Source organism: Leifsonia xyli subsp. xyli str. CTCB07 (assembly GCF_000007665.1).
Classification (GTDB): Bacteria; Actinomycetota; Actinomycetes; order Actinomycetales; family Microbacteriaceae; genus Leifsonia; species Leifsonia xyli_C.
Genome location: NC_006087.1, coordinates 735,430 through 756,434, shown reverse-complemented (window position 1 = coordinate 756,434; position 21,005 = coordinate 735,430). Strand labels below are relative to the sequence as shown.

Annotated in this window: 23 protein-coding genes and 1 pseudogene; 9 read left to right on the top strand and 15 right to left on the bottom strand. The window is 69.7% G+C overall.

Features of this window, described 5'->3' with window-relative positions; genetic code table 11:
- Nucleotides 1-19 precede the first annotated feature (19 nt).
- The 4 genes from LXX_RS03700 to LXX_RS03685 all read right to left on the bottom strand — a co-directional run bounded on the left by LXX_RS03700 (nt 20) and on the right by LXX_RS03685 (nt 3,276).
- Nucleotides 20-331: a hypothetical protein gene (locus tag LXX_RS03700; RefSeq protein WP_011185674.1), complete on the bottom strand. Its 312-nt coding sequence runs from the start codon at nt 329-331 to the stop codon at nt 20-22.
- A gap of 90 nt (nt 332-421) precedes the next feature.
- Entirely contained in the window at nt 422-1,381 is a 960-nt protein-coding gene (locus LXX_RS03695; RefSeq protein ID WP_041768179.1) for an NADP-dependent oxidoreductase, read from the bottom strand.
- A gap of 42 nt (nt 1,382-1,423) precedes the next feature.
- Nucleotides 1,424-2,452 carry a 6-phosphofructokinase gene (locus LXX_RS03690; protein WP_041767257.1) on the bottom strand — a complete coding sequence of 343 codons (1,029 nt, stop codon included), beginning with the start codon at nt 2,450-2,452 and terminating at the stop codon, nt 1,424-1,426.
- A gap of 197 nt (nt 2,453-2,649) precedes the next feature.
- Nucleotides 2,650-3,276 carry a CYTH domain-containing protein gene (locus LXX_RS03685; protein WP_041767255.1) on the bottom strand — a complete coding sequence of 209 codons (627 nt, stop codon included), beginning with the start codon at nt 3,274-3,276 and terminating at the stop codon, nt 2,650-2,652.
- 142 nt (nt 3,277-3,418) lie between these two features.
- Between LXX_RS03685 and LXX_RS03680 the strand changes: the two genes are divergently transcribed.
- Genes LXX_RS03680 through LXX_RS03670 form a run of 3 tightly spaced genes read left to right on the top strand, consistent with a single transcriptional unit; the run spans nt 3,419 to nt 5,471 of the window.
- Nucleotides 3,419-4,609, top strand: a complete 1,191-nt coding sequence (locus tag LXX_RS03680) for a sensor histidine kinase (RefSeq protein WP_011185671.1) — start codon at nt 3,419-3,421, stop codon at nt 4,607-4,609.
- The gene (locus tag LXX_RS03675) at nt 4,606-5,244 is read left to right on the top strand and encodes a response regulator (RefSeq protein WP_011185670.1); all 639 of its coding nucleotides are present in this window, start codon (nt 4,606-4,608) and stop codon (nt 5,242-5,244) included. Before LXX_RS03680 ends, LXX_RS03675 begins: the two co-directional genes overlap by 4 nt.
- Nucleotides 5,245-5,285: 41 nt before the next feature.
- Complete coding sequence (locus LXX_RS03670; RefSeq protein ID WP_041767253.1) at nt 5,286-5,471, top strand: hypothetical protein; 186 nt, start codon at nt 5,286-5,288, stop codon at nt 5,469-5,471.
- A 115-nt stretch (nt 5,472-5,586) separates the two neighbouring features.
- Here LXX_RS03670 and LXX_RS03665 read toward each other — a convergent pair whose 3' ends face one another.
- Both LXX_RS03665 and LXX_RS16570 read right to left on the bottom strand, forming a co-directional pair.
- Nucleotides 5,587-7,752, bottom strand: a complete 2,166-nt coding sequence (locus tag LXX_RS03665) for a DEAD/DEAH box helicase (RefSeq protein WP_011185669.1) — start codon at nt 7,750-7,752, stop codon at nt 5,587-5,589.
- Nucleotides 7,753-8,688: 936 nt separating this feature from the next.
- A complete protein-coding gene (locus tag LXX_RS16570) occupies nt 8,689-8,919 on the bottom strand; it encodes a colicin D domain-containing protein (RefSeq protein ID WP_081423076.1) in 231 nt (76 codons plus the stop codon).
- Nucleotides 8,920-9,722: 803 nt separating this feature from the next.
- Here LXX_RS16570 and LXX_RS03655 point away from each other — a divergent pair.
- The 4 genes from LXX_RS03655 (at nt 9,723) to LXX_RS03640 (ending at nt 12,638) form a co-directional block, all read left to right on the top strand.
- Complete coding sequence (locus tag LXX_RS03655; protein ID WP_041767251.1) at nt 9,723-10,052, top strand: hypothetical protein; 330 nt, start codon at nt 9,723-9,725, stop codon at nt 10,050-10,052.
- Between the two features lie 47 nt (nt 10,053-10,099).
- Nucleotides 10,100-10,315, top strand: a complete 216-nt coding sequence (locus LXX_RS03650; protein WP_041767249.1) for a hypothetical protein — start codon at nt 10,100-10,102, stop codon at nt 10,313-10,315.
- Between the two features lie 213 nt (nt 10,316-10,528).
- Nucleotides 10,529-10,777: a glutaredoxin family protein gene (locus LXX_RS03645; RefSeq protein WP_011185667.1), complete on the top strand. Its 249-nt coding sequence runs from the start codon at nt 10,529-10,531 to the stop codon at nt 10,775-10,777.
- 136 nt (nt 10,778-10,913) lie between these two features.
- Nucleotides 10,914-12,638 carry a hypothetical protein gene (locus LXX_RS03640; protein WP_041767247.1) on the top strand — a complete coding sequence of 575 codons (1,725 nt, stop codon included), beginning with the start codon at nt 10,914-10,916 and terminating at the stop codon, nt 12,636-12,638.
- A gap of 355 nt (nt 12,639-12,993) precedes the next feature.
- On the opposite strand, the gene LXX_RS03635 is transcribed toward LXX_RS03640, so the two are convergent.
- From LXX_RS03635 to LXX_RS03625, 3 genes are all read right to left on the bottom strand, one after another.
- A complete protein-coding gene (locus LXX_RS03635; protein ID WP_068981822.1) occupies nt 12,994-13,527 on the bottom strand; it encodes a recombinase family protein in 534 nt (177 codons plus the stop codon).
- A 178-nt stretch (nt 13,528-13,705) separates the two neighbouring features.
- The gene (locus tag LXX_RS03630; protein WP_011185664.1) at nt 13,706-15,838 is read right to left on the bottom strand and encodes a heavy metal translocating P-type ATPase; all 2,133 of its coding nucleotides are present in this window, start codon (nt 15,836-15,838) and stop codon (nt 13,706-13,708) included.
- The gene (locus tag LXX_RS03625; protein ID WP_011185663.1) at nt 15,835-16,059 is read right to left on the bottom strand and encodes a heavy-metal-associated domain-containing protein; all 225 of its coding nucleotides are present in this window, start codon (nt 16,057-16,059) and stop codon (nt 15,835-15,837) included. The genes LXX_RS03630 and LXX_RS03625 overlap by 4 nt, the downstream gene beginning before the upstream one ends.
- 58 nt (nt 16,060-16,117) lie before the next feature.
- Here LXX_RS03625 and LXX_RS03620 point away from each other — a divergent pair, with 58 nt between their 5' ends.
- Together LXX_RS03620 and LXX_RS03615 are read left to right on the top strand one after the other, a co-directional pair.
- On the top strand, nt 16,118-16,396 hold the full coding sequence (locus LXX_RS03620; RefSeq protein WP_011185662.1) for a metal-sensitive transcriptional regulator: 279 nt from the start codon (nt 16,118-16,120) through the stop codon (nt 16,394-16,396).
- Nucleotide 16,397: 1 nt separating this feature from the next.
- On the top strand, nt 16,398-16,925 hold the full coding sequence (locus tag LXX_RS03615) for an O-acetyl-ADP-ribose deacetylase (protein WP_011185661.1): 528 nt from the start codon (nt 16,398-16,400) through the stop codon (nt 16,923-16,925).
- A gap of 64 nt (nt 16,926-16,989) precedes the next feature.
- On the opposite strand, the gene LXX_RS03610 is transcribed toward LXX_RS03615, so the two are convergent.
- The 6 genes and pseudogenes from LXX_RS03610 to LXX_RS03590 all read right to left on the bottom strand — a co-directional run bounded on the left by LXX_RS03610 (nt 16,990) and on the right by LXX_RS03590 (nt 20,957).
- On the bottom strand, nt 16,990-17,574 hold the full coding sequence (locus LXX_RS03610) for an SGNH/GDSL hydrolase family protein (protein ID WP_041767245.1): 585 nt from the start codon (nt 17,572-17,574) through the stop codon (nt 16,990-16,992).
- A gap of 69 nt (nt 17,575-17,643) precedes the next feature.
- Nucleotides 17,644-18,150, bottom strand: coding sequence for a pyridoxamine 5'-phosphate oxidase family protein (locus LXX_RS03605; RefSeq protein ID WP_011185659.1), 507 nt, complete (start codon nt 18,148-18,150; stop codon nt 17,644-17,646).
- Nucleotides 18,147-18,494 carry an ABC transporter ATP-binding protein gene (locus LXX_RS12585; protein WP_050737838.1) on the bottom strand — a complete coding sequence of 116 codons (348 nt, stop codon included), beginning with the start codon at nt 18,492-18,494 and terminating at the stop codon, nt 18,147-18,149. Before LXX_RS12585 ends, LXX_RS03605 begins: the two co-directional genes overlap by 4 nt.
- Nucleotides 18,495-18,503: 9 nt before the next feature.
- Complete coding sequence (locus tag LXX_RS12580; RefSeq protein ID WP_050737837.1) at nt 18,504-18,989, bottom strand: ABC transporter ATP-binding protein; 486 nt, start codon at nt 18,987-18,989, stop codon at nt 18,504-18,506.
- Nucleotides 18,986-19,866 (bottom strand): annotated as a pseudogene (locus tag LXX_RS03595) (FecCD family ABC transporter permease). Before LXX_RS03595 ends, LXX_RS12580 begins: the two are co-directional and overlap by 4 nt.
- Before the next feature lie 125 nt (nt 19,867-19,991).
- Entirely contained in the window at nt 19,992-20,957 is a 966-nt protein-coding gene (locus LXX_RS03590; RefSeq protein WP_011185658.1) for an ABC transporter substrate-binding protein, read from the bottom strand.
- Between the last annotated feature and the right edge of the window lie 48 nt (nt 20,958-21,005).

The window sequence follows — 21,005 nt, the reverse complement described above, 5'->3', positions numbered from 1 at the left end:
CGTCGGGGGAACGCGGACACTACAACGCCGACGCCCCGATGAGCGACAGCAGAGTCTGCGCGTAGGCCGTCGCGGCGTCCTCCTCGAAGGGCCGCTCCTCGCCGCCGATCAGGATGGTGACGCGGTAGCCGCCCGGTGTGCGGGAGAGATGACGGAAGGAGCCGCCGAGGAGCTCGCGCAGCTGATCCTCGCGCGGCATCCACAGGGCGTCCTCGACGGCGAGCGAGTCGAGCGCCCACTCGGTCGTGCCGTTGAAACCCAGGATGGTCCCGGTGTCGACGTGGTGCGGCTCGATGGTCATCTCGCTGACGGTGAACCGCTCGCCGCCCATCCCCGGCCGGTCGATGGCGAACGCATCCCCCCGAAACGGGCTGCCAGAGCAGACCTACTGCCCGCAGCATGCGCGCCGTGTCCTCGTCGATCATGGAAGACCCTTCTCGTCTGTGACGACCACGATCTTCCCGCGGACGTGGCCGGCCTCCAGCCGCCCGTACGCCTCGACGACGCGCTCGATCGGGTAGACCGAGTCGATGGGCAGCACGAGCTCGCTCCCGGCCAGCAGCCGGGCGGCCTCCGCGAGCTCGGCGTTGCCGGCGGCTCTCGCGCCCACGGTCGCGGCGCCCTGGGCCTCCGGTCCGAAGGCGGCGATCGTGTTGATGCGCCCGGGAGGAACCCCCAGCTCGAGGGCGGCGGCGATCGTGTCCGGACCGTGGTTGTCGAGCACGGCCGTCACTCGGCGATGTCGCTGTCGCCGGTCGCCGTCGTCCATCGCCGCACGCACCCGGTCGGCGAGACCATCGCCGTAGCGCACCGGGATGACGCCCAGCGTCTCCAGGAATTCGTGGTTCTCCTCGCTCGCCGTCCCGATGACCGTTGCCCCGGAGCGGATCGCAAGCTGAGCCGCCAGCACGCCGACACCGCCGGCCGCCGCGCTCACCAGCACCGTGTCGTGCTCGCCGAGCCCGAGGGAGGCCGTGCTGGCCATCGCCGTCCGGCCGACGATGCCGAGGGCGCCGGCCACCGGGAACCTCAGCGCCTCCGGCTTCCCGATCACCTGGCCGTCGGCGGGCACGACGACGAAGTCCGCGATCGCGGCGAAAGGAGCGGTGCCGAGCACGGCGTCGCCCGCTGAGAAAGCGGTCACCCCCGCACCGAGCTCCTCGACGACGCCGGCAAAATCCTGGCCGATGCCGCTGGGGAGCGTGACCCCCATGCGGCCGGCCACCTGTTCGCTACGATAGGCCTTCACATCCATCGGGTTCAGGCCCGACACAAGGACGCGCACGAGGATCTGGCCGGGACCAGGCCAGGGCAGGTCCCGCTCGACAAGCTGCAGGAAGTCGCGGGAGCCGAACTCCTCGAACTGGACGAATCTGGGCACACCCACTCCTTCCTCTTCTCGGTAAGAAGCCTAACCCCGCGTTCAGCCGAAAAGGAGGGCCGCTTCGTCATAACGCGCCTGCGGGACCGTTTTCAGCCCGCCGGTCGCGTCCGCGATCGAGACGTTCACGACATCGGTGCCGCGCAACGCCACCATCGAGCCCCAGCGGCCCTCGTAGGCCGCATCCACCGCCGCCATGCCGAGGCGGGTGGCGAGCACGCGATCGTACGCGCTCGGGACACCGCCGCGCTGCATGTGGCCGAGAACGGTCGCGCGCGACTCGATCCCGGTGCGCTCCTGGATGAGGGGGGCGAGCATCTCGCCGATGCCGCCGAGCCGCGGCCGGTTGAAGGCGTCCAGGCCCTTGTGCGAGTGCGCCTCCTCCATCGTGTCGAGGTGGAAGCCCTCGGAGACCACGATGACGGGCGCACGGCCGCGGTCCCGGACCGACTCGACCCACTCACAGATCCGGTCGACGGACTGCGGCAGCTCGGGGATGAGGATGGCGTGTGCGCCACCGGCCATGCCCGAATGGAGGGCGATCCAGCCGACGTGGCGGCCCATGACCTCCAGGACCATGCAGCGCTGGTGCGACTCCGCCGTCGTGCGCAGCCGGTCGATCGCCTCGGTCGCGATCTCCACCGCCGTGTCGAAGCCGAACGAGTAGTCGGTGGCGGCGAGATCGTTGTCGATGGTCTTCGGGACGCCGACGATGCGCAGACCAGCGTCGGTGAGCCGGCGAGCCGCCGTGAGTGTGCCCTCGCCGCCGATCGCGATGATCGCGTCGATGCCGTTCTCATCCATCATCCGCTGGATGTTCTCGGGACCGCCCTTCTCCCCCTCGAACGGGTTGGTGCGGCTCGACCCGAGGATCGTGCCACCCTGCCGGGAGAGGCCGCGCACCGAGTGGCGGTCGAGGGGCATGATGTCGCCCTCGACCACGCCGCGCCAGCCGTAGCGGAAACCGGCGAACTCCGCGTCGAGGACCCGGTCGCCCTTGAGGACAGCGCCGCGGATGACCGCGTTCAGCCCCGGGCAGTCGCCGCCGCTGGTCAGGATGCCGATCTTCATGCTGCTCCGTTTCTCGTCTCCCCCGGCCTTGTCGCCGCCCCTGAGCATCATGCCTGACACAAACCCCCAGCACAAAAGCGCCCCCACCCTCACCCGCTAGCCGGGTGGGGAGGGGAGGCGTGCGCGGCGCAGAAGTCGCCGCCGTGTACAGGTTCTCTCCGCGGACGCGGTCGTCGCACGGTGCGGCCGGCCGCAGCTCAGAGGCCGAGCGCCCGCTGAAGTTTGGAGGAACGGGCGGACGGACGCGCGCCCGCCGCCAGCAGCCGCTCCTCGATACCGTCGAGGAGTTCGGTCCGGCCGGAGCGGGTGCCGGGCGCGCCGCTCAGCAGTTCGACCTCCCACTCCCGCCAAGCGTCCGTGCCGCCTGTGCGGAGATTCTCACTGCGGACGTGTTCGTCGCAGAGTTCCGCGAGGTCGCGGCCCGCGGCGTCCCGCAGCACGGTCGTCACGCGCGTGTTCGTCACGCAGGCAACCGGAGCGATCGGCGGAACGGGGCCGCCGAGGCGCCCGGCCACCGCAACCAGCAGCTCCCCCGGCGGAATGCGGCCCTCGCCGAGGGGCCAGTGCAGCTCACGGCGGCCCTCCCCCTCCGGCGGGAGTTTGACGTGCCAGCCCTCATCGTCGCCGCCGCGCCGGGCGCGCACACTGATCCGGGCCCGGGCGAGCGTGAGCTCCGGCGTGTCGTAGTACGTGGCGACCAGTTCGCCCGTCGCCGGATCGAGCGCGACGGCGACCGCGCCGACGCCGACGAGGTCCGGCGGGGTGAGCGCGGAGCTGACATCGTATGTGCGTTCGATCTCGACTTGGGAGCGGTGCGGGGCCATATCCCCTGTTTAGCACCATGACGATGTACCGCCATGACGGGAGAGTCCGGCACAGCCTGCGGGAGGCGCGCATCCGGAACGACGACGCGGACGGTTCCCTCATTTTTTCCCCCGGCTGAGCCGGCCGCCGTAGGCTGGCAGGGTGAACCACTCCGCCCTCACACCGGTGTTCACCGCGCTGCGCATCGGCCTGCACGCGCTCGTGGTGGGACTCTCCGCCTCCGTTCTCGTGCGCGCCTGCGTCGAAACGGCCAGCGGCGACGCGCGGCAGGCGGGTGCGGTGATCGCTGTGGCGCTGCTGTTCGTGTTCACCTACGCGGCGGGCGGGCCGCTGAGAGCCCGGATGCGCGGCGGTCTGCGCTGGCTGTGGCTGGGCGCTCTGACGGCCGAGTGGATGCTGCTGGCCGCGCTCACGCAAGACGCCACCTTGCTCGTCTTCCCTCTTTTCTTCCTGTTCCTCCACCTGCTGCCCTCGCCGTGGAGCGTCGTCGCCGTCGGCGCCAGCACGGTCGCTGCCATCCTCCTGTTCGCCGCGCACTCGGGGTGGACGGCGGGCGGGGTCCTGGGCCCGGCCATCGGCGCGGGCGTCGCCGTCGCGATCGGGCTCGGCTACCGGGCGCTGTTCCAGGAAGCGCAGGAGCGCGAGCAGCTCATACGCGACCTCGTGGCGACCCGGGAGCAGCTGGCCGCGAGCGAACGCTCGGCGGGAACGCTCGCCGAACGCTCCCGGCTCGCGCGGGAATTGCACGACACCGTCGCCCAAGGGCTCTCGAGCATCCAGCTCCTGTTGCACGCCGCGGAACGCTTCACCACGGAACCGGCCGCCCTCGACGCGGTGCGCCTCGCCCGGGAGACCGCCGCAGCCGACCTCGCCGAGACACGCCGCTTCATCCACGCGCTCACCCCGCCCGCGCTGGAAGACAAAACCCTGCCGGGCGCGCTGCGGCGACTCGCCGGGCAGACGGAGCGGACGAGCGGCCTGCGGGTGACGGTGAGCGTGAGCGGGGAACCGTCGCCGCTGCCGATGCCGGTCGAGACCGCACTGCTGCGAAGCGCGCAGGGATCGCTCGCGAACGTCGTGCAGCACGCGGAAGCCACGGCGGCCCGCCTCACGCTGACTTATGACGACGACGCGGTGACGCTCGACATCGTGGACGATGGCCGCGGTTTCGACACGGCGACCGCAGGCGGCGGGGAGCGGCATCCCGGCTCGTTCGGCCTCCGCGCCATGCGCGAGCGCGCGGCCGGGCTCGGCGGCGAGGTCGCGATCGAGTCGGCGACGGGCCGGGGGACGGCTGTCGCGGTGACCGTACCGACCGGGAGCGCGCGGTGACGGCGGCCATCCGGCTCGTGCTGGCGGACGACCACCCCGTCGTGCGCGCCGGCCTCCGCGCGCTCTTCGCGACCGAGCCGGATATCGAGGTGCTCGCCGAGGCCGGCACCCCCGACGAGGCTGTCTCGCTCGGTGAGCGGCTGACGCCGGATGTCGTGCTGATGGACCTCCAGTTCGGGGCCGGCGCGAACGGCGACGGCACGATCGCCACCCGGCGTCTGCGCGGGCTGCCACAGCCGCCGCGCGTCCTGGTGCTCACGAACTACGACACCGACGCGGACATCCTCGGCGCCGTCGAGGCTGGCGCGAGCGGCTACCTCCTGAAAGACGCGCCGCCCGCCGAGCTGATCGCCGCGGTCCGCGCGGCCGCGACCGGAGAGAGCGCCCTCGCCCCCGCGGTCTCGGCGCGGCTGGGGTCGCGGCGCGAGAAGCACAGCAGCCGCCTGAGCGGCCGCGAGATCGAGGTGCTCGGGCTGGTGGCCGGCGGGCAGACGAACGCCGGGATCGGGCGAGAGCTGTTCCTCAGCGAGGCGACGGTGAAATCCCACCTCGTCCACATCTTCGCCAAACTGGGCGTCTCGTCGCGGACCGCCGCTGTCGCCCGAGCCCGCGCACTCGGCCTCATCCGCGTCTGAACGCCCTCGACGGGCACCGGGCGCAGCGGTATCCTCTGGGCATGGACGACAGGGCGAGCGATCCCGGCGAGGCCGGCTTCCGGGAGACGCAGAACGCGGACTACGAGCCCGAGCCCGTCGTCCGCGACCAGGACGACCGCCCCGTGGACAACGACCAGGACGACCGGCTTCTCCCCGACGACGAACGCCCCGTCAGCCTCGACCCCGACGACACCGACCCCGCCTGACCGCCGCCCCTCCGGCTCGCCTCCGCCCACACCGGCAACGGCGATCGTCCTCCTTTCCCGGCGACACGCCGCACCCAGCCTCCAGGATTCATCCCTGGGGGACGGCTAGGAGGGGCTATCCGAGCGCTTCTTCCAGGAGGTGGATGAGGGCCTCCAGCTGCACGGAGTCGGTGGAGCCCATCTCGACGTCGCTGCCGTCGAGGGCGCGGGCGGCCAGGCCCTGCTTGGCGTCGATCAGCTCGGCGATCTTGGAGTCGATGGTCTGAGCGGCGATGATGCGCCAGGCGGTGACCGGCTCCTCCTGGCCGATGCGGTGGACACGGTCGATCGCCTGGGTCTGCTCGGCAGCGGTCCACGAGAGCTCTGCGAGCACGACGTTCGAGGCGGCCTGCAGGTTGAGGCCGACACCGGCGGCGGTCAGCGAGCACACGGCGACCGACACCCCGGGATCGGTGTTGAAAGCGTCGATCTCCTTCTGGCGGACAGCGGCTCTCTGGTCGCCGCGAATGGAGACCGTCGTGAGGTCGCGCGCGGCGAACGCCGCCTCCGCTGCATCCATCACGTCGATGTGCTTAGCGAAGAACACGACCTTGCCGACCGAGCGGGCGAGCTGGGCGGTGTAGTCGGAGGAGAGACCGGCCTTGGCCTGGCCGATCTTCCGCACCATCGTGAAGACGTTGTCGCCGGTCTTGGCCGACTTCGACTCCTCAAGCTCCGACTGGGCGACCAGCCGGATGAGGTGTTTGCGGTGCGCTGCGTCGTCGCCGTCGAACGAGTCCGGGCGCCCCGCAGCCGCCGCCCGGTGGAAACGCGCGACCAGGCGGTCGGCGAGCTCCTTCTCCGCCTGCAGGAGGGAGCGTCCGAGGTCGCCGTCCAGCTCGACGGGGAGGTCGACCACACAGCGGCTCGGCAGGTCGGCAGCGACGTCGATCTTGCGGCGGCGGACGATGCCGAGGTCGATGACAGACGCACGGGCGGCCGCGTAGAAGCCGAGATCCGCCGGTGTCATCCCCGTCTCCTCCAGGCTCTCCATGAGTTCCGCGGCCGGCCGGTCGCCGTCGATCCAGCCGAGGAACTGCCAGATGGCTTTGAAGTCGTCGATGTCGTTGATCAGCGGGGTGCCGGTGAGGGCGATGAGCAGCGGGTCCGGAGTCTTCTCGCGGATGGCCTCGGCGAGACCGAGCACCAGACGGGAGCGCTGCGAGTGCAGGTTCTTGATGAAGTGAGCCTCGTCCACGACCATCCCCTTGAACCCGAGGGTGCTCAGCCAGGAGAGGTGCCGGTCGAGCACTTCGTAGTTGACGATCACGACATCGGCGAAGGCGTCCAGGCGCTCGCCGTCGCCGTGGATGACCGTGGCGCGGCGGTGCGGCGTCCAGCGCTCGACCTCACGTGCCCAGTTCATCTTGACGACGTTCGGGACGACGGCGAGCAGCGGATAGGCTCCCGCGACGGAGGCGGCGAGCACCGACTGCGCAGTCTTGCCGAGGCCGGGCTCGTCCGCGAGGAGAAAGGTGCGGTGTCCCTGGCGCACGCTCTCGATGAACCGCGACTGGTAGTGCATGAGTTCCAGGCCGTGCGGCGAGTAGCGGTCGGTCCTCGGGGCGGGCGGCAGCTCCATGCTGGCCGCCTGGCCACCGGAGCCGTATTCGAACGATTTGAAGAGCGGCCCAAGCAGCTCCCACGAGTCGAGCCGCCGCCGGGGCGCGGGAGTGGCGGCGGCGCGCGAGAAATCGGGGGCGAGGAACGGGTTCGACAGCTGGCGCGCTTTCACGCTCTGCGGCACGACCTGCTTCTGGGCGAGCTCCGGCGGGAGAACGGTCTCCGGCCGGACAGGGCGCTCCACCGTGATGATCAGCTCGTCCGGGCTGAGCTCCGTCCCCGACTCCAGCAGCCAGTCTCGGCGCATCTTCTGCGCGGTGGCAGTCGGCGGGGCTTCACTCTCGAGCAGCGAGAGGAGAGAAGTGTCGCGCGCGGCGGTCTTGGCCAGGATCGTCGCGATGCCATCGAGGCGTTTGAGCTGTTCGGCGCGCTGGGCGTCGATCAGCTCGGCGTCGGACTTCACCCGGGCGCGCTCTTCGCGCATCAGGAAGGCGATCACCTGAAACTTGGTTCGATTGGTCGGCCCGAGTTTCTTGCCGTCTGCGGCCTTCGCCTCGACTTCGCGCACCTTACGGGCGAGGATCGGGATGAGGCCATCGTTGTTGGGGTGCTTGTTCCGCCGCTGCTGCGGCCGCGACGCGGTGCGCTGTCCAGACGTGTGCTGACCCGATCGAGACATGGTCCTCCAGTGGGGGCGTCGCGCACTTGCCGGGAGCGCGGGGCTGTTGTGGCGTGAGGGCCGACGCGGCGGCGGCCGGGAGCCGAGCGGTCCCGAGCCGACGCGAGCACGCCGGAAGCACGACGCGGGATGGCCGTGCGTGTGCCACTTTACCGCACAGCACGGCAAGAGCGCTGGGAATTCAGCGGCGAGTGTCGGCTGCTGGCAGGTGTGGCCGGGGCGCAGCAGGCCACTGCCGCTCAGCGCTCTGGTGCGTTCCGGAGGAGCCCGTCTGGCCCTGGAACGAGAACAAGAACGCGCGGGTGATGGGGCCCGCTCCGCCCAAACCCGCCGCGCTGGGATTCGCTGCGCACTCGCTGCTCTTCGGCCTCCACGCCTCCGTCAACTGGTGCAGGTAGTCGTAGCGGAAACACTGCGTATCCGCCCCCGCAAAACCCGTCGTGACAATACTGGTGACATCTCCTGCCGCGTTCCGCTTGAACGAACGATTCGCCTGCGTCGCCGCCCGTATCCGTAAACGACGTATCAATCACCTGCGCACGATCCCCCGTCCCCGGGTCATACCCAAACGTCGTCCGCAACGTCGAACCAGACGAACCCCGATCCAGCACCGACAGCTGTGAGATGGGCGTGTAGGAGGCGATCGCATACTTCGTCGACCCCATCACTGCGGCCAGGTTCCCCACCTAGACCCACGTGGTGCCATCGTTGAGCTAACCTTCTACGTCACGAACACAATCCCGCGCTTCTTTCAATAAATGAGAATAATCGCTACGAAGTGGCTCGCTCATCTGCTTTTCCAGCATCGAGAGGATATCCCATAGCACTCTAAGTTCGGCTTGATCTTCGACAGGCAAAAGATCCAAGTCACTCGATCGAGACAACCACTCAAAAAAATCAGCGCTTCATCACTTGATAATTGAAGCCGGATCCCACTCATTGCACGTTTCCAATTCGCAATAGATTCATAGATTGAGTCTCGGACAACAGCCATCCACTCATGTATTGTCCACGCTGTCCCAACATCAGATTCAAGCCGGTTGATTCTTCGAAATAGTGCGTCGTGGGAATATCACCGCGATAAGTGCCTCGAATTTCAGCCACACCAGCTTCGTTAAGATGCTGATTAATTGCTGATCGATATTCAGTCGCGGTTGCTTGTTCCAATTGCCTTTTACGCCGAAATCGGCAGCATGGCTAAAGTGCTTTTGGAGGGTATTCCCTTCCTGTATTGCAACTTTACTTGAGGCAGCGGTCGCGCTTGTTTCGGCCATCGTTGCTGCTGTGTTGCTGGCGGCTTTGGCTGCGACCGTGCTGAGAGCTTTCCCCGCGACCGCACCAACAGCCCCACCCACGAGACCACCGGCCGCGCCAGCACCCACCGCCGAAGCCAACCCAGCACCGGCGATCGACGCCGCCTGATACTGGACCAGCTTCGTCTTCTCCCCTCGACTATTGGTGACCGTCGTGGTCGGGGTGCCCCGGCCGGTGGAACCATATCGGTGCGATCCGCCCCCGGATACACATACCCCGTACGCGAGGTCTCATCCCCATACGTATACAGAACACTCGCCGTCACCCGCCCCACCGCATTAAAAACCGTGTCCGTTCGGGAAGGCACCTGAGCCATACTCGTCGGGATGAACAACTTCCCACTCGGGGCCTCACTCGCCCAATACGGCTTCGTCGTAGACACCGTACGGCCCTGAGAGTCATAAACGGTGTCCGTCATCACCCCACCGGAACCGACCGCGGGCGCCTGGGACTGCACCACACGCCCCAAACCATCAACCACCTCGATCGTGGTCTTCGTCCCACCCGGAATCGGTCTCTTCGTCGTCACCGTGGACGCCTGCGTCTGCGACACCCCATAAGCGAACGCGCTCGAGGGCGACGAGGCGTTCTCCGCCTGCGAACGGTTCGGCAACCACACCGCCGTGCGCCGCACCAGCGCATCATAGGTAGCGCTGGTGACTTTCCCGTTCTCGTCCGTGACCGACAACTCCGAACCCCACGCCGGGTCCAGCACCGTGCTCGAGGTCCACCCGACCGGATTCATGGTCTCCACCTTCGTCGTCGGCCCCGTCATCGCAGGCGGCGTGTATGCGGTCTTCGTCACCCGCCCCAGCACATCCGTCACCGCCACCGGCCGGCCCACAGCGTCATACGTCGTCGTGGAGGCAACCGTCCACGTCTTCGCCATACCCGACATCCCGGTGACCGCCTCGGTCATGGTCACATCCCCCGCGTCGGCGCCGCACCCACCGCAGCCCCGTCATAAGCGGTGCGGACATCACTGATCAACCGATCCGCGCCCGCCCCCGCCGCCTGATCACACGTCCCCGCCGTGGTCAGCACCTCCGCCACCGACCCCACCAGATTCGCCGCCGCATACACCGTCGTCGTACACGTCGCAGGCGCGTCACTGGGCACCACCTGCTGTGTCACCGGCAACCCCCACGCCCCCTCAAACGCGGTGCTGGTCGTCGTGGTGCGACTCCCCCCAGTCGACACCGGCTCCGTCGTCACCACCGTAGCGTCACCGGTGTACCACGCAGCGTGATAGCCGTTGTTCGCGGTCTGCGCACTCAGCCACGGCGTGGTCTGCGTGGTCGACACCACCGCACCACCAACCCCGAGAGTGGTGGTCTGCTGCCGCACCCGCCCGCGAACGCCCGCTCAAAACGAGTGCCAGGGCTAACAGCAGGAGGCGAACAGACGAACGAGAGAATGACAGACCCGCGAACATCCCGGCCGAAGCGTTTAGGCTGACGGCATGACCGACCGCTTCGACAAAGTCACCGTGTTCGGCGCCGACTGGTGCCGGGACTGCATCCGCTCCAAGGCCCTGCTCGACCGCGTCGGGGCCGACTACGAGTACATCGACCTGGTAGCGCGCCCAGAGGAGGCCGATCGTGCACAGGCGATCAGTGGCCGCACCAGCATTCCCGTGATCGTGTTCCCCGACGGCCGCCATCTGGTCGAGCCGACCGACCCGGAGCTGCTGGCCGCACTCAAGGGCTGACAGCCAGCCGTCCAGGTCCCTTGCACACTCATGCAGCTCTCCTGCTGCGACAGAGGAAGGACCACCTGGAATATGAGCGTTGCTTGTCTGGAATTGAGATGCCAGAGTTGACGGGTCCGCTTTGTGAAAGGCCCCTATGAGTCACCGCATCCTCCGCCGAGCCGGGGCGGGCGTCGCCCTCTCGGCGCTGGCCCTCTCCGGCTCCCTCGTCGCCCTGCCGGCTTCCGCCGACACGAACCAGGAGTTCCCCACCACCGGCCCCGCCTTCGAGGCAGAGGCGACCGCCCTGCTGCTCCCCCTCGAGGGACTGGTCTCCATCGGGCGCGATGCGCAAGGCAAGCTCGTCGTGGCACGCGCAGCGGACGCCCCCACGGCCACGGTGGCGGCGATCGACGGGCTGCAAGCGCGCTACAGCAACGTGGTCGAGCGCGTGAGCGCGACCGCCCAGCCGTTCGCGACCACGGATGTCGTCGGCGGAGCCGGCTACATGATCGACACCGCGAACGGCCTCGCAGCCTGCTCCCTCGGTTTCAGCGCCTGGACTCCGGGAGGAGGCCCAGCCGTCATCACCGCCGGTCACTGCGCCGAGGAAGCCACCGGATCGCCCCTGCGGACCCTGCCCTCGGCCGAGCCCGCTGCCGGGGGACCGAGGTTCGCAAGGATGTCTGCCCTGGGCAATGTCGGTTTCGCGCAGTTCGGCGACGCGGGCGGCTCTGCGGGCTTCACCGGAGACCCGGACAGCATAGACATCGCGGACATCGACGTGACCGAGCCCTCGCTCACCCTCCTGCCGGCCGTGACGAACTGGACGACCGCGGCCTCGGACGACCTCTCCGCCGCCGCCATCTCAGTCAAGGCCGTCGCAAATCCCGCCCTCGGGTCACACGTCTCGAAGTCGGGACGCACCACGGGCTTCACCACAGGCGGAACCGTGGTCGAGGAAGGCTGGGCGATGATCGGCGGTCGCTGGGTGCGCGGCTTCAAAGCCGACGGCCTGACCGCCGGACCCGGCGACTCAGGAGGCGCAGTCATCCAAAACAACACGGCGGTCGGCCTGGTCAGCGGCGGGGTCGAGGGCGACTTCACGTGGGTCGCAGACATCGTAGACGCCCTGGCCCTCACCAGCGGCTACACGCTGAGGCTCGTCCTCGACGCGGCGGCGATCTCCGTGGCGCCGGGCGCCTCCGTCACACGCGGCTCGCGGATCACGGGGACGACCGCGGCCGGGGCGACCGTCACGGTCAGCGGCGATAACGATTTCACGGCGACCGCGACCGCCGCCGCAGATGGATCGTGGTCGTTCGCCGCTCCGATGACCGAGGACCCGTTCAGCTTCACCACCCAGGCGCAAGACAGCTTCAATGTCTCGGCGGACCACACCACCTCGGTCACCCTCGTCGCGGCGCCGCTGACGGCTCCCGTCGTCACCTCCCCGGCCCCCGGGGCACGGGACACGCCCGTGACCGCCATCACCGGCACGGCGAATCCAGGCTACACGGTCACCGTGTCCGGCGACGCGGCGGGCACCGCGGTCGCAACCCCCGACGGCACCTGGACAATCCACACCACGCTCAACGCCGGCACGCACCGCATCACGGTCACACAAAGCTTCGACGGCGACACCTCCGCGGAGACAGTGGTCACGTTCCAGATCGCTGAGACGGCGGCGCCCGTCACCCCACCGGAAGGAACACCGGGCAGCGCTGCCTCACCGGTCAGAACAGCCACGGCGAGCGTGCGGCTAGCAGACGCCGGCTCCGATACCCTGCCCACCGCGAACGGAGCGGTGGCACTGCTGCTCACGGGACTCACGTCTGGTCATCCGCCGACGACGCGCTGCGGCCTGATCGGCTTCCTGTGAGCGGAGGCCAGGAACCGACAAAGTTCCCGGCCTCCGTACGTTCCCGCACCCAGACAGCCCGGCGCTCGCACGGGATCGTAGACGGCGATCGGGTTGGCAGCGTCCAGCCCCTCGCGGCCCGAATGCCGAGCGCCAATCTAAAGAGGCTTGCAAACAATGCATAACGATAGCCGAGATAAGTTGCGGGCAGCGCCCAGCGCTTCTGGCGCCGTCAGCTCGGCTCAATAACACGGAAATCATCACACTCGATCGATGAACTCTCCCCTCACGGGATCCACGACCGCATCCAAATCCATCTCGGTCGTGTCCGACACGGCCATCTCCTTTTCGGATCAAGCCGAGCCCCCACACACCGTTACTCAGAAAGTCCCCCGGTAGGGGCGTACCCGAACGGCGGCAGACCACCATTCCACCCACCCGCTTCCGCGCGGGCTTTCGCCGCCCGGGCGACACGGCGGGCCGTGTCGGCGCTGGACTTGTGCGCCATCGCGACCATCACCCGTGCCATCGCGACATCCGCATCCGCGTCCAGCCGGAGACTCCCGGTCACCGACCGTACCCGAAACCCGTGCAGGGTGCGCACGTCGATCAAGTCCTCCAAATCCCGCGGGTCACGCACCGCACGGTCGAGGTCGTAGGCGATCAGCACGTCCCCGCCGTCGTTGGCCATCAACTGGAGCATCGCCCTAAACTTCGGGCGGATCACCCGCCGGACCTTCTCACCCGAGGGCAACACGATGGTGCGCTGCTTGAACGCGGACGTGTCGTTCTCACGGAACACCGCCACCACCTCCAGGCCCTCCGCGGCGGCCACCGCCCGGAAGTCCTCCTCCTGCCGGTCCACACCCCGCTCCAGACCCTCCGGGTCATCACTGATCCGCACATACACAACCGCACGCTTCCCACCTTCAAACATCACCCGTACCTCCCGTTCAACAAACCAGTACGTTTACCCACCCCAGACACGCCGGTCCGGAGGCGGGCAAAGACCCGCGTGCTCCCGCCAACGTCCCCAGGCACCGCGTCCCGCGGCGTCCCGCGTCCATTCCGCCATCGGAATGCCTTGCTCAGAAGCGGCGGAGGCGGAGGCTGTTGAGCACGACGAAGACGCTGGAGAACCCCATGGCCGCGGCCGCGACCATGGGGGCGAGCAGGCCGAAGGCCGCGACCAGGAGGGCCGCGACGTTGTACGCGAACGCCCAGAACAGATTCCCCCGAATGACGGCCGCCATCCGGCGCGACAGGCTCAGGACATCGCCCACGATCACCGGCTCGGGACGCAGCAGAGTGATGTCGGCGGCGGCCATCGCCGCATCCGTGCCGGAGCCGAGCGCGATGCCCAGATCCGATCCGGCGAGCGCCGCCGCATCGTTGACGCCGTCGCCGACCATCGCGACACGACGCCCCTCCGCGCGCAGGCTCGCGACCGCATCAGCCTTCCCCTCCGGGCTCACTCCCCCGAGCGTGCGTGCGATGCCGAGCCGCGCGGTCACAGCGGCGACCGTCGCGGGGTGGTCGCCGCTGAGAACGATCGGCTCCGCGCCGGCTACGCGGACGCGGGCGACAGCCTCAGCCGCGTACGGGCGTAGCGGGTCGCCGACTCCGAGCACAGCCGCCGGGACACCGTCGACGCTCACAGCGATGGCGGTTCCGCCGGCGCTTCTGATGCGCGAAGCGGCGGCCGCCAGGTCGGCCGGGAGGGGTTCGCCGGGTTTCCCGACCGAGACCTCCCGGCCCGCCACGCACGCGGTCACTCCGACACCGGGCAGCGCACGGAAGCCGGTCACCGGGCCCACCGCCGGGACCTCGGCCGCGATGGCGCGCCCGAGCGGGTGCTCCGACCCCCGCTCGGCGGCAGCGGCGAGCCGCAGCGCCTCGTCCGCCGCCCATCCGGTGCCAGCCACAGTCTCCAGAAGCGTCATCCGGCCGGTCGTCAGCGTGCCGGTCTTGTCGAACACCACCGTGTCGATCCGGCCCGCGCGTTCGAGGGCGTCGGGGCCGGAGAGCTGGATGCCGCGCTGCGCAGCGCGGGCGGTCCCGACCAGCAGCGCGGTCGGCGTCGCAAGCCCCAGCGCGCAAGGACAGGCGACGATGAGGACGGCGACCGCGGGCGACAGCGCCACCGCCGGGTCGCCCGCGACGACGACCCACGTGAGGAAGGTCAGCACAGCGAGCCCGAGCACGACCGGGACGAACACCGACGAGACCCGGTCCGCAAGGCGCTGTGCCCGGGTCTTCGCGAGCTGCGCCGCCTCCACCCCCGCGACGAGACGGGCGACGCGGGTGTCCGGCCCGACGCGGGTGGCCCGCACAATGAAGGAGCCGCCCGCCGCGATCGTCCCCGCGGTCACTTCGTCTCCCACGGCGACCTCGACGGGCACGGACTCCCCCGTCACAGCGCTCGCGTCGATCGCCGCAGCGCCCTCCAGCACGATCCCGTCGGCGGCGATCCGCTCCCCCGGACGGACGGCGAACCGCTCGCCAGCGCCGAGGAGATCGACGGGAATGCGGCGCTCGCGGCCCGCGTCGTCCACCCGGGACACCTCGCGCGCGCCCGCCGCGATCAGATCGCGCAGGGCGGCGCCCGCCCGGCGCCGCGACCGCTCCTCGGCAAACCGGCCGAGCAGAAGGAATGTCGTCACCACGGCCGCGACCTCGACGTAGATGTGGCCGCCTGCGCCGAGCGCGAGCACAGCGACCGACCACGCGAAGGCGACGAGCGTCCCGAGCGACACCAGCGTGTCCATCGTCGTCGCGCCGTGCCTCAGATTCACCGCAGCCGAGCGGTGGAACGGCCAGCCGGCCCAAAGCACGACCGGGGCCGCCAGCACCAGAGACACAAGCTCCCAGCCCGGGAAGCGGAAGGCGGGGACCATCGCGAGCAGCGCGATCGGGACGCTGAGGGCTGCGGCGGCCAGGAGCCGCAAACGCAACCGCTGGGCGTCCGGCCTCTGCTCCCGGGTGATGTCGCGGGAGCCGGTGAGGACCCGCGCTCCATAGCCCGCTCTCTTCACCTCCGCGACGAGCGCTTCGGCCTCCACCCCGGCCGGCGCCAGGACGCTCGCGCGCTCGGTCGCCAGACTCACGACCGCCTCCACCCCGTCGAGCCGTCCGAGCCGTCGCTCGACGCGGGCCACACAGCTCGCGCAGGTCATCCCCTCGATCGCGAGGTCGATGCGGGTGAGCGCCGGTTCCGTCACGGTAGCCGAAGACGGTCCGGGCGGCCGAGCGTGTATCCGGCTTCTCCCACGGCGACGGCGACGGCGACCGGGTCGAGGGCGACGGAGCTCGTGACGGTCGCTCTGCCCTCCGCGACGTCCACGTCCACGCCGGTGACACCGCCAAGGGCGCTGAGCTCGTCGCTGACGGCCCGCGCACAGTGGGCGCAGGTCATGCCGAGGATGTCATAGGTGGTCTTCATGCCGTCGAGAATACCACCAATACCCCATAGGGGTATATTTAGGAGTATTCTGTAGAAGGTGATCGCAGACATCAAGAAGCGGGCCCTCCACCGCACGCGCATCCTCTCAGGCCAGCTCCGCGGACTGGAGAAGATGATCGAGAACGAGGACTACTGCATCGACATCATCACCCAATCGCTCGCGATCCAGAATTCCCTCGGCTCCCTCAACAAACTGCTCGTGGAAAACCACCTGAAGACCCATGTCTCCGAGATGTTCGAGGAGGGCGGGGAACAGCGCGACAAGGCGATCCTGGAACTGCTGAAAATCTACGAGCTCTCGAACAACCGGGGCTGAGATGACGGACCCGATCGAACTCGTCCGCGGCGACCTCACCGAACAGAGCGCAGACGCCATCGTCAACGCCGCCAACGCCTCGCTGCTCGGCGGGGGCGGCGTCGACGGGGCCATCCATCGGCGCGGGGGGCCCGCATTCCTGGCCGCCTGCCGCGAATTGCGTGCGACGGTTCTGCCGGACGTGCTGGCGACCGGCAGGGCCGTCGCGACCACCGCAGGAGACCTCGACGCACACTGGGTGATCCACACGGTCGGGCCAGTGTGGACAGCGAGCGAGGACAGGGCCCCGCTGCTGCAGAACGCGTACCGCTCATCGCTGAGGGTCGCCCGCGAACTCGGCGCAGCGACGGTGGCCTTTCCCGCGATCTCGGCGGGCGCTTACGGGTGGCCGATGGACGATGCCGCACGCCTCGCCGTGAGCACGGTGCGTGCCGTGCTGTCATCCGGAGTCGGATCGGTGGAACGGGTTCGGTTCGTGCTCGTCAGGGACGCCGCCTTCGCCGCCTTCCGTGCGGCGGCCGGCGGGTAAACGGGCCAGGCTCACGGGTGAGAGTGTCCTCCGTTTCGGCGGAGCGGGACTCGGTGGGGTGGGCTTAGGCGGGGCCGCCGAGGTCGGGGAGAGCGATCGCCCGGGAGGAAGGCGGCAGCTGGCGCACGCGCTCCAGACCCGGGATGAGCTCACCAGCCCACGCGCGATAGCCCTCGTCGTTCAGATGCAGCCGGTCCTCAGTGAACGCCGGGTTGAGCTCGCCGTCCGCCAAAGCCAGCACCGGCCAGAGATCCAGCCAGCCGGCGTGGACGGTCGGCGCGAACTGCCACAGATGCCGGTTGGCGTCGCGGATCTGCTCAGCGAACTCACGGCCGCGCGGCAGCACCGACTGCATCAGGATGCGCGCCTCCGGCAGCTCTTTCCGGAGCATGACCAGGATGGTCTCGGCGTTCCGCACGACATGCTCGGCCGAACGCCGCCAGGCGAGGTCGTTCGTGCCGATCAGCAGGGCGAGCGTGTCCGGGCGGGACTCGATGACGGTGTCGAGGCGGGCGAGGAGATCGTCGGTGGTGTCGCCCGCAACGCCGAAGTTCCGCACGTCCTCGCCGGGGAGCAAAACCGCCCAGTCCCCGCCCTGCGTGAGGCTGTCGCCCACCAGCGCGAGCGCTCCGCCTGCCCCGTGCGTCATCCCGGTCCTCCCTCGCGCGTTTTCAGCCATCCTCTCGCACTTTCCGCGGCGAGGCGAGGGAGAGACGCATCAGCTCTGCGTCTTGTCGATGACGACATGGTCGAAGCGGTCACCGGCCCAGTCCACATCGTAAGCCTTCCCGAACCCGACGACGTACCGGCCGGCGAGCGGTTCGAGCCGGTAGAGACGGAAGTCGAGGGCGCGGAGCAGCCGGACGAGCGCTGGACTCGTGACCTCCACAAACCGATCGAACACAGCCTCGTCGCCTTCATCGTGTACGACCCGCACGGCGCAGCGGAACCGCGCACGTTCGAGGGCGAACAGGTTGGGCGCGCCGGCCTCATCGGCGCGGAAGAGCACAGCGACCTCGTCGGCGGCGGCGAGAGCGTCATGGTGGTCGGCGAGGGCACTGACATAGAGATAGAGCGCATCGTCGACCGCGGCAAACGGAGTCACGGCGACCATCGGCACGCCGTCGCGGTCGGCGACGCCGAGGGTCAGCGTCGCGCGCTCGGCGAGGAAGGTGCGGTAGCGCTCACGCTCGTCGGCGTGCTCGACGGCGGTGGTAGAGGTCATGGTCTCTCCTTCTGGTCGGGATGGGTGCGCTGGCCGCGCCGCACACGGTGATCGAGGTGGATGCGCGGCGGCCTGCCGTCCACGCCGGGGGTGACCTCGGCGCCGACCCCGTAGAGGGCGTCGATCGTCTCGGGCGTGAACGGTTCGGCAGGCGTCCCGGTCGCGAGCGCGGCGCCCTCGTGCAGGGCGAGCACGCGATCGGCGACCGCAGCGGCGTGGCTGAGGTCGTGCAGCACCAAGACGACCGTCATCCCAAGCGCTCTCCGCAGTTCGCCCGCCACCTCCAGCACGTCGGCCTGGTGGGCGATGTCGAGGTAGGTGGTCGGCTCGTCGAGGAGCAGCACACGGGGCCGCTAGGCGAGGACCATGGCGAGCCAGGCGCGCTGCGCTTCGCCGCCGGAGAGCTCGGCGACGACGCGATCCGCGTCGGCGAGCATCCCGGTGTGCGCCAGCGCCCAGTCGACGGCGTCGCGGTCGGCCTCGCCCCCGCGCTCGAACCAGCGGCGGTGAGGATGCCGCCCATACCCCGCGAGTTCGCGGACGGTGAGGTCGGCCGGAGCGGGGTTCCTCTGTTCGAGCAACCCGGCGGCACGGGCACGCTCGCGGGGGCCGGCGCGAGCGATGTCCCGGCCACCGATGCGGACCGAGCCGCCAGCGACCGGCACACGGCCAGCGAACGCGCGCAGCAGCGACGATTTCCCCGAACCATTGGGACCGATGAGCGCGATGGTCTCGCCCGCGGCGACGTCGAGGGAGACGCCGCGGACGGCCCGCTTGCGGCCGTAGCCCACGGACACGTCCCGGGCGGAGACCAGCGCGGCGGGAGGAGCGGCGCTCATCGCGGCGCCCCCGAGCGCCGCAGGAGGAAGAGGAAGTACGGCGCCCCGACGAAGGCCATGACGATCCCCGCCGGGATCTCGACGGGAGCGAACGCGGTACGGCCGATCGTGTCGGAGATGAGGAGGAGCGCGCCGAGGAGGGCGCTCAGCGGCAGCAGCACGCGATGGTCCGAGCCGACCAGCAGCCGCGCGAGGTGCGGGACGACCAAGCCGAGGAAACCGAGCACACCGACCGCGGCGAGCGCGACCGCGGCGAGGAACACGGCGACGGCCGAGAGCAGCAAGCGCGTGCGGGCGACGTTCTCGCCGAGATTGCCGGCGACGGCGTCGCCGAGGCGCAGGATGTTCGCTTTGCCGGAGCAGGCCAGCGCGGCGACCAGACCGACCGCGGCATATGGCACGAGCAGCAAGACGGTGTCCATGCCTTTCGCCGCTAGGCTGCCGTTCAGCCACTGGATCGCGGCCGGCAAACAATCGCTGAACCGCAGCGAGAGCAGCCCGATGACAGCGCCGGCGACCGCGTTGACGGCGACGCCGGCCAGGACGATGTCGAGCGGCCGCATCCCGGACCGGCGCCATGCGAGCGCGTAGACGAGCGCGGCGGCGACGCATCCGCCAGCGAAGGCTGCCAGCGGCACGAGTCCGGTCGCGGCCGGGAAGGCGAGCAGGATCACGAGAACCACGGAGGCCGCGCCCGCCGTCACCCCGGTCGCCCCGGGTCGGCCAGCGGGTTGCCCACGACCGCTTGCAGCAGGGCCCCGGTGACGGCGAGGCAGGCGCCGACCAGCAGGGCGAGCAGGATGCGCGGCAGCCGCACATCCCACACGATCGCCGCGTGTGCGGTGGAATCGGCCCTCCCGGCGAGCACGGCGAGCACATCGGGGGCGGCGATGACCACACTGCCGACGCCGAGGGCGACGACCACCCCTGCTGCGAGCGCGACGCCCACCGCCGGGAGGACGACAGCCCGCCGGCGTGAGCGCGCCCCGAGGACAGTGCTCGTCACCGCAGGAAACCGCTCAGCTCGTCGGCAGCGGCCGGAAGCACGGCGAGCGAGGTGTAGCCGAATCGACCGTAGTCGAGGACGTGTACCCGGCCGTCCACGACCGCCGGGAAGCTCCGCCACGCTGGCCGTGCGGCGAACTCGGCGTCGATGGCCCGCTGAGCCGCATCCGTGCCGCCCGAGGAGAGGACGAGAACGACATCCGGTGCGGCGGCGATGACCTTTTCGAGGTCCACCGCGGTGAAGGCGCCGGTCGCGCCCAGCTGGGAGTCGGCGATGTTGTCGGCTCCGGTGAGCGCGACCAGGGAGCCGGCGTAAGAACCGTCGCTCATGACCATGAACGAGTCGGCGGCGCCGATGAGCAGGAGCGCCTTGGTCGGCTTGCCTGCTGTGGCCGGCCGCAGGGCGCGCAACTTGGCCTCGGCTGCGCCCAGCCGGTCCAGGACGGCGCTCGCCTGCTCCTCGCGGTCGAAAGCCGCGCCGAGGGTCTTCACCGCGAGCTTTGCGTCCGCGAGCGTATCGGTCTTGAGGAAGGCGCTCGGCGTGCCGGTGTCCGCGAGCGATGCCTCCACAGTGGACCGCGCCGACTCGGCCGCGATGACGAGGCCGGGGGCCAGTTCGACGATCTTCTCGACATCGGGCGCCATCGAGCTGCCGATGCGCGGAACATCGGCGAGCGACTCCGGCAGCTGCTGTGTCGTGGTCGACGGGACCCCGGCAACCGGGACCCCGAGCTCGTGGAGGATCTCGGCGAGCGGGACGGACGCGCTGACGACATTCGAGGGCGGCTCGGCCGGGAACTGTCTGAGCGCCTTGGCGAGCGCGGCCGGGTCGACGCCGCCAGCGAGGGGCGTCGCGGACGGGACGGTTGTGGAGCCGGTGTCGGCTGGGACGCTGCACGCGGTGAGCCCGGCGAGCAGCGCGAGAGCGGCGACGGAGAGGAGACGGGAGGCCGGCAGGCGCATGGGAGAATTCCTTATGGTTACCTTATTGAGGATAGGCTAAACTAAAGA